Annotated in this window: 5 protein-coding genes; 4 read left to right on the top strand and 1 reads right to left on the bottom strand. The window is 56.7% G+C overall.

Annotation, left to right across the window (positions count from 1 at the left end; translation table 11 throughout):
- The 4 genes from NW809_RS11160 to NW809_RS11145 all read left to right on the top strand — a co-directional run.
- The coding region (locus NW809_RS11160; RefSeq protein ID WP_414402155.1) for an LON peptidase substrate-binding domain-containing protein at positions 1-258 on the top strand (258 nt) is incomplete at its 5' end.
- Between the two features lie 129 nt (positions 259-387).
- Positions 388-1119, top strand: coding sequence for an alpha/beta hydrolase-fold protein (locus tag NW809_RS11155; RefSeq protein WP_011430729.1), 732 nt, complete (start codon positions 388-390; stop codon positions 1117-1119).
- A gap of 45 nt (positions 1120-1164) precedes the next feature.
- Entirely contained in the window at positions 1165-2223 is a 1059-nt protein-coding gene (locus tag NW809_RS11150; RefSeq protein ID WP_011430730.1) for an ATP-grasp domain-containing protein, read from the top strand.
- A gap of 173 nt (positions 2224-2396) precedes the next feature.
- Complete coding sequence (locus NW809_RS11145) at positions 2397-3584, top strand: GNAT family N-acetyltransferase (protein ID WP_011430731.1); 1188 nt, start codon at positions 2397-2399, stop codon at positions 3582-3584.
- A 5-nt stretch (positions 3585-3589) separates the two neighbouring features.
- Here the strand turns inward: NW809_RS11145 and NW809_RS11140 are convergent.
- Positions 3590-3959: LuxR C-terminal-related transcriptional regulator (locus NW809_RS11140; RefSeq protein WP_414402154.1), on the bottom strand; the 370-nt coding region annotated here is incomplete at its 5' end.

Raw genomic sequence — 3959 nt, 5'->3', positions numbered from 1 at the left:
CTTCAGGATGTGGTGCGCCTCTCCGGCAAGCTAATGGAGCGGGAGACGGAGCTGCCGGAGCGACTGCCCACTACCCCGATAGAGTTATCCTACTGGGTTGCCAGCCACTTTCACGGGGCTCCCCGGGAGCAGCAAGCGCTGCTGGAAATGGTCAGCACCGAAAATCGCCTGCGGCGGGAAGCCGAGATCCTCGAGTCCACCCGCAAGCACTTGGCCGCCCGCACTGCCCTCAAGGATTTGTTCTCCGAAATCTCCTAAAATTTCTTGGGATCGCTTGAAAGACGCAGGCCACGGGGGAGTTGTCAGCCGTTCTGGCGCTCGCGTTGCCACCCGTCTCAACGGCGGCTGCAAAAGCCGGCTGAGGTTCAGTGATTGTCCAGGGATCCGATGTCCTACCCTCGCCGTTATCTGCGCTTTGCCTCCCGGGTTCTGGGCCGAGAAATGGAGATGCTCCACTTTGGGCATCGCGGCTACCCGCTCATCTGCCTGCCCACCAGCAATGGGCGTTTTTTCGATCTGGAAGATCGCGGCATTATCGCCAGCCTCGGCCATCACTTGGAGCAGGGCTATTTGCAGGCCTTTTGCGTGGAAACCCTCGATTGGGAGACCTTGTTCAACCGCGAGCTGGACGTGCCCCAGCGGCGGGATCGCTGGCTGTTGTTGGAGCAACACTGGGTAGAAGAGCTGATCCCCTACGCCAAAGCAGAAGCGCAAAATGACTTTCTGGTGGTGGCAGGCTTCTCTCTGGGGGCCACCCACGCCGTCAACCTCACCTGCCGGCACCCTGGCCTGGTGCGCCGTTGTCTGGCGCTGGGGGGGCCCTACGATGTGGCGGCCCTCGGCTCCGTCACCGGCTGGGATCCCCAACAGGCGGAACAGGAGCTGTATTTCATCAACCCCTTGGCCTACCTGTCCAACATGAGCCGACAACTCTGGGATCAGCTGGGCGGGCGCAACACCGAGCTAAAACTGCTCACCGCCCACCGCGACCACTGCCTCAACGACAATCTGCGCCTGGCAGAAGTCCTCCGCCGCAACGACATCCCCCATCACCTGGAGGTATGGGAAGGGGATCACGACTGGCCCACCTGGCAAGCGCAAATCCGCGCCTTCGCCTAGGATCCCTTGCAGAGGAGTCAGAGAGCTTTTGATGAGAGAGCCTGGATGATCGAAGACTACTGGGTTGGCAGCCTGCACTTCAGCGAGCCTTTTGGGGACGACACCCTGGCCCGTCTCAACGCCCTTCCCCCCATTCAAGCCCGCAACGGCCAAGCCTACAAGATCCGGGCGGAACATGTCACCATTCACGAGGTGAACCTGGATTACCGCACCAAGTACCGCCTCATCCTAGACCGCTTCAGCTACCTTTACCCCCAGGCCATCGGCCTGTTCATGGGCTTTGCCTTCAGGGGGGTGTACATCATCAACAACCCCTTCAGCTTTTACTACTACCTGCGCAACAAAGATGCCGCCTACATGGTGGTCAAAGAGCTGGGGATCTCCATCCCCAAGACTTACATTCTGCCCCCCAAGGAGGCCCCAGCTTTGAAAGCCGAAGATTTTAAGTATCACAAGTTCTTCGATTGGCAGGGGATGGCAGAAGATCTCGGCTGGCCAATCGTGATCAAGCCGGCAGAGGGACGGGAGGCCATCGGAGTCGAAATCGCCTACAACATGGAGCAGCTTCTCTACTTTTACGACCGCTCCGGATCCCAGGTGATGATGCTCCAGGAGAAGGTTAAAAGTCCTTATCCCTGGCAGATTCGCGCTCTCTGTATTGGCCGAAAGATCATCCCAATTAAATACATCTTTCGCAAGTTCGATGCCAGCGAATATCTGTTCGATCCAGAGTTTCTCACGCCGGAGATGGGCAAAAAAGTTATCGACACCTGCCGGATCATCAATCGGGCGTTGGGCTATGAAATGAACTCGGTGGAGCTGTTTATCGACGAACAAGGGGAGCTACAGGCCATTGACTTTAACAATCCGGTGCCCGATGGCCGCCTCAAGGCTTTGGGAGAAATTTTTTACAACGATTACCAGCAGGCCCTTTGCGATTTGGTCGTAGATATTGTGCGGGAACAGCGTCCTTTCGACTTCTTGCCCCCAGACGTCAACCGCTTTGCCCAGATCGCCCGGCGAGCCGACCTCACCCGTGAGCAGAAGTTTCAGATGGCTCTCGAGCTGGCCAACCGCTACTACGAGCCCAGGGATCCCGAATAAAATTTAACAAAAGCACGGTCTAGCGCTGGGAAAGCTTTGGGCTGGGCAAAGAGCAGTTGCCTGGCTTTCGTCTATGGGACCCTTGAGGCGCAGGGATTCCATCCTAGGTTGAGCTTAGAGGGGGGATCCCCTCCCAGCCGCGGCAGGGCAAGTTGGTCTATCCGGACAGGCAAATGTCAACCGGTTTGAAATTGCGCTGGTGCCACGATATTCGCGGGATCCCAGCATCTGCCTGGCAAGCGCTGCAGACGGAGCGCACCTCTCCTTTTTTGGAGTACGAGTGGCTGCACAGCCTAGAAGCCTCCGGCTGTGCCAGCCGCAACACGGGGTGGTTGCCCTGTCACCTGTTGGTGGAGTCGGATGGGCAACTCATCGCCGCTGCCCCCTTGTATTTGAAAAGCCATAGCCAGGGCGAATTTGTCTTCGACCAAGAGTGGGCTGCGGTTGCCAACCAACTGGGAGAACGCTACTACCCCAAGCTGATCGGCATGGCCCCTTTTACGCCGGCCACCGGCTATCGCATTCTCGTCCATCCCGACTACTCGGAAGCAGAGGTGTGGCCGTCGATGCTGGCTGCTATCGATCGCTTCTGCCAGGACAATGATATTTCGCTGTTCAGCCTGCTCTATGTGGACTTAGACTGGCGGGCCCAACTGGAGGCCGATGGATTGACTCCCCGAATTACCCACAACTACCAGTGGCACAATCCCGGCTATCGCTCTTACGAAGACTTTTTGAGCCAGTTCAACGCCAACCAGCGGCGCAACATCAAGCGAGAGCGGGCCGCCATGGAAAAAAGCGGCATAGAACTCAAGATCTACACCGGAGAGGAGATCACGCCGCGCCTTCTCTCTCTCATGTACGACTTTTACAGCAACACCTGCGCCCAATTTTGGAACTGGAGCAAATATCTCAACCGCCGCTTTTTCGAATCTCTCTATCCCAACTACCGGCAGCGGCTGGTGCTGGTGGCCGGGGAACGAAATACAGAAATTGTGGGGATGTCTTTTTGCGTCCGCAAAGGGGATCGCCTCTTTGGGCGCTACTGGGGCTGCCGAGAAGAGGTGAAGTTCTTGCACTTTAATGTGTGCTACTACGAGCCGATTGCCCTAGCCATCCGCGAAGGGATCCGCAACTTTGATCCCGGAGCTGGAGGATCCCACAAGATTCGGCGGGGATTTCCAGCCACTCCCGTGTATAGCTACCACCGTTTCTACCGCCCCAGGCTAAAGCAGGTGCTAATCCCCTATCTGAATCGCGTCAACCCTCTCATGTTGGCTGAGTTGGAGAGGGTAAATCAAAACGAGGTTCCCTTTCGAGAAGATATTCTACCCTCTCTGTCTACTCTTACGCGAGGTTAAATGAACTACCACTGGATAAGCTTTTTCTGAACGGCTGCCATACACATGGCAACGCGAGCGTTGATCTCATCTTCAGAGCCAAAGATATCCAGTTTCTCTTTGAGCCTTTGAATACAGTTTTGTACGGTTTTTTTGCTCGTGTGAATGCGGTCGGCGATGGCCTGGTCGGTGAGGGCCTCTTTGCAGAGCAGGTTCAAGACCTCGATTTCCCGCTCCGTTAGCTTTGTTAAGCCGCGCAACTCTCGCGGCATGCGCAATTCCCCATTGAGGGCACTTTTGGCTCCTTCCAAGAAGACACTGCGCCGCTCCATTTTGTTGACGGCGGCAAATCCGCCCTGGTGCTTGCTGATTAGGCCCACCAGGGGAGTTAGCAGC

This window comes from Synechococcus sp. WC101 (assembly GCF_047461555.1).
In the GTDB taxonomy this organism is placed as follows: Bacteria; Cyanobacteriota; Cyanobacteriia; order Thermostichales; family Thermostichaceae; genus Thermostichus.
Note: the sequence above shows the minus strand (reverse complement) of the source record. Positions and strands in the feature narration are given on the sequence as shown.

What these genes read in the sequence shown, in the direction of transcription:
- NW809_RS11155 (WP_011430729.1), top strand. Translation starts at nt 388, where the DNA reads ATGTCCTACCCTCGCCGTTATCTGCGCTTTGCCTCCCGGGTTCTGGGC.
- NW809_RS11150 (WP_011430730.1), top strand. Translation starts at nt 1,165, where the DNA reads ATGATCGAAGACTACTGGGTTGGCAGCCTGCACTTCAGCGAGCCTTTT.
- NW809_RS11145 (WP_011430731.1), top strand. Translation starts at nt 2,397, where the DNA reads ATGTCAACCGGTTTGAAATTGCGCTGGTGCCACGATATTCGCGGGATC.